Origin of the sequence: Chromobacterium piscinae, from assembly GCF_021129175.1 — a bacterium.
Lineage (GTDB): Bacteria > Pseudomonadota > Gammaproteobacteria > Burkholderiales > Chromobacteriaceae > Chromobacterium > Chromobacterium piscinae.
Genome location: NZ_JAJOHV010000131.1, coordinates 1 through 4,762, shown reverse-complemented (window position 1 = coordinate 4,762; position 4,762 = coordinate 1). Strand labels below are relative to the sequence as shown.

Annotated in this window: 6 protein-coding genes; 4 read left to right on the top strand and 2 right to left on the bottom strand. The window is 67.4% G+C overall.

From position 1 onward, the window contains the following. The 4 genes from LQR33_RS22955 to LQR33_RS22940 form a co-directional block, all read left to right on the top strand. On the top strand, positions 1–993 hold a 993-nt coding region (locus tag LQR33_RS22955; protein ID WP_231470574.1), incomplete at its 5' end, for a penicillin-binding protein activator. After that, positions 990–1,328 (top strand): YraN family protein, encoded by a 339-nt coding sequence (locus LQR33_RS22950; RefSeq protein WP_021475807.1) that lies wholly within the window; start codon positions 990–992, stop codon positions 1,326–1,328. The genes LQR33_RS22955 and LQR33_RS22950, both read left to right, overlap by 4 nt. A 24-nt stretch (positions 1,329–1,352) precedes the next feature. Further along, positions 1,353–1,943 carry a phosphoheptose isomerase gene (locus LQR33_RS22945; protein WP_021475806.1) on the top strand — a complete coding sequence of 197 codons (591 nt, stop codon included), beginning with the start codon at positions 1,353–1,355 and terminating at the stop codon, positions 1,941–1,943. 3 nt (positions 1,944–1,946) lie between these two features. Then, a complete protein-coding gene (locus tag LQR33_RS22940) occupies positions 1,947–2,534 on the top strand; it encodes a BON domain-containing protein (protein ID WP_046158529.1) in 588 nt (195 codons plus the stop codon). Positions 2,535–2,597: 63 nt separating this feature from the next. On the opposite strand, the gene LQR33_RS22935 is transcribed toward LQR33_RS22940, so the two are convergent. Continuing rightward, entirely contained in the window at positions 2,598–3,800 is a 1,203-nt protein-coding gene (locus tag LQR33_RS22935) for a sensor domain-containing phosphodiesterase (protein ID WP_166439578.1), read from the bottom strand. A 169-nt stretch (positions 3,801–3,969) separates the two neighbouring features. Next, the coding region (locus LQR33_RS22930; RefSeq protein WP_231470572.1) for a Tim44 domain-containing protein at positions 3,970–4,762 on the bottom strand (793 nt) is incomplete at its 5' end.

Below are 4,762 nucleotides of genomic sequence, written 5' to 3'. Positions count from 1 at the left end.
ACGCCGACGCCGGCCGCGGTTCGGGCCGATGCGCCGGCATCCGGAGCGCTGGCGGTGAAACCGGCCACGCGCGGCAAGATCCGGATCGGCGTGATTTTGCCGACGGAGTCGTCCGTGCTGGGCGAAGCGGCGGCGGTGGTGCGCAGCGGCGTGGAGGCGGCGGCCCAGATGGATCAGAGCGCCGAGCTCTACAGCGTGGACGCTACCGGCGACAACGTGGTGGAACGCTACCGCGCGGCGGTGGCGGACGGCGTCAACGTGGTGATCGGGCCGCTGTCGCGGGAATCTATCGCCAAGCTGGCGCCGTCGGTGACGGTGCCCACCATCGCGCTCAATTCGATTGACCGGCAGGCGGCGGCCAATCCCAAGTTGTATTCGCTGTCGCTGATCGTGGAAGGCGAGGCCCGCCAGCTGGCGCGGCTGATGCGCGACGACGGCCGCGCCAATCCGCTGCTGGTGGTGGGCGGCGACGCGCTGTCGCAGCGGCTAGGCAAGGCCTTCGCCGATGAATGGCGCGCGGTGGCCGGCAAGCCGGCGCGGCAGATGGCTTTCGACGCCAACGATATGACTCCGCTGCTGCAGGCGGCCGGCCAGGCCGACGCCGTCGCGCTGGCGCTGGACGTGGCGCAGGCGGCCAAGCTCAAGTCGGCGCTGACGCCGGATGTGCCGGTGTACGGCACTTCGCAGCTGAATGTCGGCGGCGCGCAGGCGGAATTGGCCGGCGTGCGTTTCATCGACATGCCGTGGTTCCTGATGCCGGCGCATCCGGCGGTGCAGCGTTACCCGCATCCGGCGGTGCCGCTGACGCGGCAGACCGAGCGGCTGTACGCGCTGGGCATCGACGCCTATAGGCTAGCGGTGCAGCTGGCGGTCAGCCGTCCGGGCGCGGCGGTGAGGCTGGACGGCGTCACCGGCGATTTGAAGCTGGGACGGGACCGCGCGTTCGAACGCCAGCTGCCGGCCGGCGTGATGGGCGGCAACGCGCTGCAATGAACCAGGCCGGCCGCGACGCCGAGGACCGCGCGCTGGCGCTGCTGCAAGCGCGCGGCCTGAAGCTGGTGGCGCGCAACTGGCATTGCCGCGGCGGCGAGCTGGATCTGATCATGCGCGACGGCGACGCGCTGGTATTCGTCGAGGTCCGCCATCGCGGCGGCAGCCGCTTCGGCGGCGCCGCCGACAGCATCACCGCGGCCAAGCAAAGGAAACTGATGCTGGCCGCGGAAGTCTATCTAAGCAGCCACAATATCGACTCGCCCTGCCGCTTCGACGCGGTGGTCAGCGTCGGCGGCGCCGAGCCGCAGTGGCTGAAGAATGTGATCACGCAGTAACTGTTGAGAAAAGGGGATTCCCCAATGGATCTGATTGACCGGGTCAACGGCCATTTCCTGGAAAGCATCGCCGCCAAGCAGGAGGCGATGGAGTTGCTGTCGCCCGGCGTGGCTGCGGCGGCCGAGCGGATGGTGGCCTGCCTGATGAACGAGGGCAAGATTCTGGCTTGCGGCAACGGCGGCTCCGCCGCCGACGCCCAGCATTTCGCCGCCGAGATGGTGGGCCGCTTCGAGAAGGAGCGCCCGGGCCTGGCGGCGATTTCGTTGGCCACCGACACCTCGGGGCTGACCGCCATCGGCAACGACTACGATTTCGACATGGTGTTTTCCAAGCAGGTGAGGGCGTTGGGCCATACCAACGACCTGCTGCTGGCGATCTCCACATCCGGCAATTCCGCCAACGTGATCGAGGCGGTTTACGCCGCCCATGAGCGCGGCATGAGCGTGATCGCGCTTACCGGCAAGGACGGCGGCAAGATCACTGAAATACTGTCGCCGGAAGATATACACCTGAACGTGCCGTCGCTGCGCACCTGCCGGATCCAGGAAGTGCATATCCTGCTGATCCACGCGTTGTGCGACGCCATTGATTGCATGCTGCTTGGAGGGGAGTAAGAAATGAAGCGCAACGCATTTGCATTGTTGCTGGCCGCGGGACTGGTCAGCGTTTTGAGCGGCTGCGTCGGCCTGGTGGCCGCGGGGGCCGCCGGCGGCGCGCTGGTGGCGTCGGACCGCCGCACCAGCGGCGCCTATGTCGACGATCAGGCGATCGAGCTGAAGTCCGGCGAGCAGATCGCCAACCGCCTGCCGTCGGCCCACGTCAACCGCACCAGCTTCAACCGCGCGGTGCTGCTGACCGGCGAGGTGCCGAGCGAGGAGGCGCGCCAGCAGGCCGAGCTGATCGTGCGCGGCCTGCCGAATGTGCGCCGCGTGTACAACTACACCACGGTGGGCCCGGTATCCGGCTTCTCCGAGCGCAGCAACGACACCTGGATCACCAGCAAGGTGCGCACCCGGCTGCTGGACGGCAAGGGCGTGAATCCGAACAACATCAAGGTGGTGACCGAGCGCGGCGTGGTCTACATGCTGGGCCTGGTGACCCAGGGCGAGGGCGTCGAGGCTTCGCGCGTGGTCAGCGAGACGGCCGGCGTGCAGAAGGTGGTGACGCTGTTCGAGTACATCCAGGACGTGACGCCGGCGCAGTAAGCGCGGCGCGCAATGAGAAAGCGGCCCATCCGGGCCGCTTTTGTTTTATCCGCGCGGATGGCGTCAGAGGGTGTCGTGCTGCGGCACCAGCAGGTCGGCGCACAGCACGTGCATGCACTCGTCGATCTCTATCGCCATCGACATCGTCACGCAGGAGCGCGGGTCGGTCATCGACAGATAGGGCTCGCTCATGTACAGCACGCCGGGTTGGTCTACCGCGTGCTGAAAATAACTGCGGCGCGACCACACCGCGCCGGTGGTGTCGGACAGAGGCGCGTAGCGCGGGTCGGCGCTGGTCGACGACTGGCGGCTGTTGAGGTTGCGGCCGATCTGCCGGCCCTCGCTGTCCAGCAGGAAGCAGCGGATCACGTCCGGCAGCGACAGCATCGGCTTGGCCGCCAGATCGAACGGGGTGCTCTGCATCAGCGAGATCGCGCTTTGCACGAAGCATTGCCGCGCCAGCTCGATCTGGCGGCGGGTGAGCTTGCGCTTGAGCAGCGCGTGCGCCATCAATTCGTCCCAGCGCTCGTCCAGCCTGGGGGTGATCAGTTCGTCGGCGTCGGGGGCCTCGGCCGGCTTGGCGATGAAAAAGCCCTGGATCAGATCGCAGCCGGAATCCATCGCCACCAGCACGTCGCGCTCGGTTTCTATGCCCTCTACCACCACCAGCGCACCGATTTCGTGCATCAGGCGCACTAGCCTGGACAGCAAGGCGCGGCTGCGCGGCTGGACGATGGCGTTGCGCAGCAGCTGGCGGTCGAATTTGACCAGGCTGGGCTCCAACTGGCATACCCGCTCCAGATTGGAGTGGCCGACGCCGAAATCGTCGATCGCGATCATGAAGCCGTTGTTCTTCAGGATGTTGACGCCTTCGATCAGCGCCTCGTCTACCTCCAGCACATGCTCCAGCACTTCCAGCACCACCTGGTGCGGCTCCAGGCCGGCCTGGCGGATGTGGTTGACCAGCGCCATCGCGCGGTCCGGGCGGGATAGCGAGGCGGCGTCGATATTGAGGAACAGCCAGCGGGGATGGTCGGACTGCAGCTGCAGGTAGCGCTGGATATGGGCGCGGCACACCGCCAGATCGAGCTGGTGGCGCTGCTCGGGCGACACCGCGGTGTAGAAGGCCTCAGCGGGTGAGAGCGCGGTCTGGCCTTGTTCGGCGCGCAGCAACGCCTCCACGCCTATGCTGCGCCGGTGCGCCAGGCTGTAGACGGGTTGGAAGTGGCTGCCGATTTTCAGGCCGGCGTGCTCGAATGCTGTCATCGCGATACTGCCTCCGTGTCCAAGATGCGGGCTCTTCGGCCCTTGTCCGCTGCTGAAGCAATCGGCATTCCAGTTTAGTGCATGGGCGTTGAAATAAAAAACGGGCCCTAGGGCCCGTCGTCAACGACTGTTAAGCGCGCAGCAAAAACAACAGCTGAGCGGCGTCTCGTCAGTTTTGTTGGATGCCGGCCACCAGCCACTTGCCGCCGGTGCCGCCATCCTTCACGTAATGCCAGGTTTCGGTGAACGGCACGGCCGGGGCGCCCACTTCCTCGCTGACATTGCCGCTGAAGGTGACGCTGGCGATGTAGGCGCCGTTCTCGACGGTGGCGTCGGACAACTGGCAGTCGAGCTGCGAGAAGTCGGCCACGCCGCTGTTGCCGGCGATGTCGCCGGCCAGCGCACTGAACAGGTCCGGCGTCATGTACTTGCGCACTTCTTCCAGGCTCTCCGGCGTGTTCAGGCTCTGCAGGTGCAGGAAGGTGGCCTTGGCCTGGCGCAGGAAGTGCGGGGTTTCGGTGCCGTCGGGCAGGCGGGCCGGAGCGGGCGCCGCGTTGAAGCCGCCGCCGAAGCCGTTGCCGGCCGGGGCCGCGCCGCCGTTCATGCCGGAGCCGATCTTGGGAATGGCGTCGAAGTTGGATTGGCCGTGGTTGTCGGCCATGCCGCGCGGCATGCCGGCCGGCTGCGGCGCGTTGGCGGCCGGGTTGCCGGCCTTGCGGCGGAAGAACATCATGCCGCCGACCAGCACCAGGCCCAGCAGCGCCAGCATGCCCCAGGGCATGCCGCCTTTTTCAGGCTGCTGCGCGGGCTGATGGGCCGCTTGCGACTGTTGGTCGGCCGGAGCGGCGTTTTGCTGCTGGCCCTGTTGGGCGGCCTTGTCGTTGCCGGAGGAGCCCGCCATGTAGCCGATGGCGGCGCCCGCCACCGCGCCGGCCGCGCCGGCCGCCAGCGCGGTGCCCACG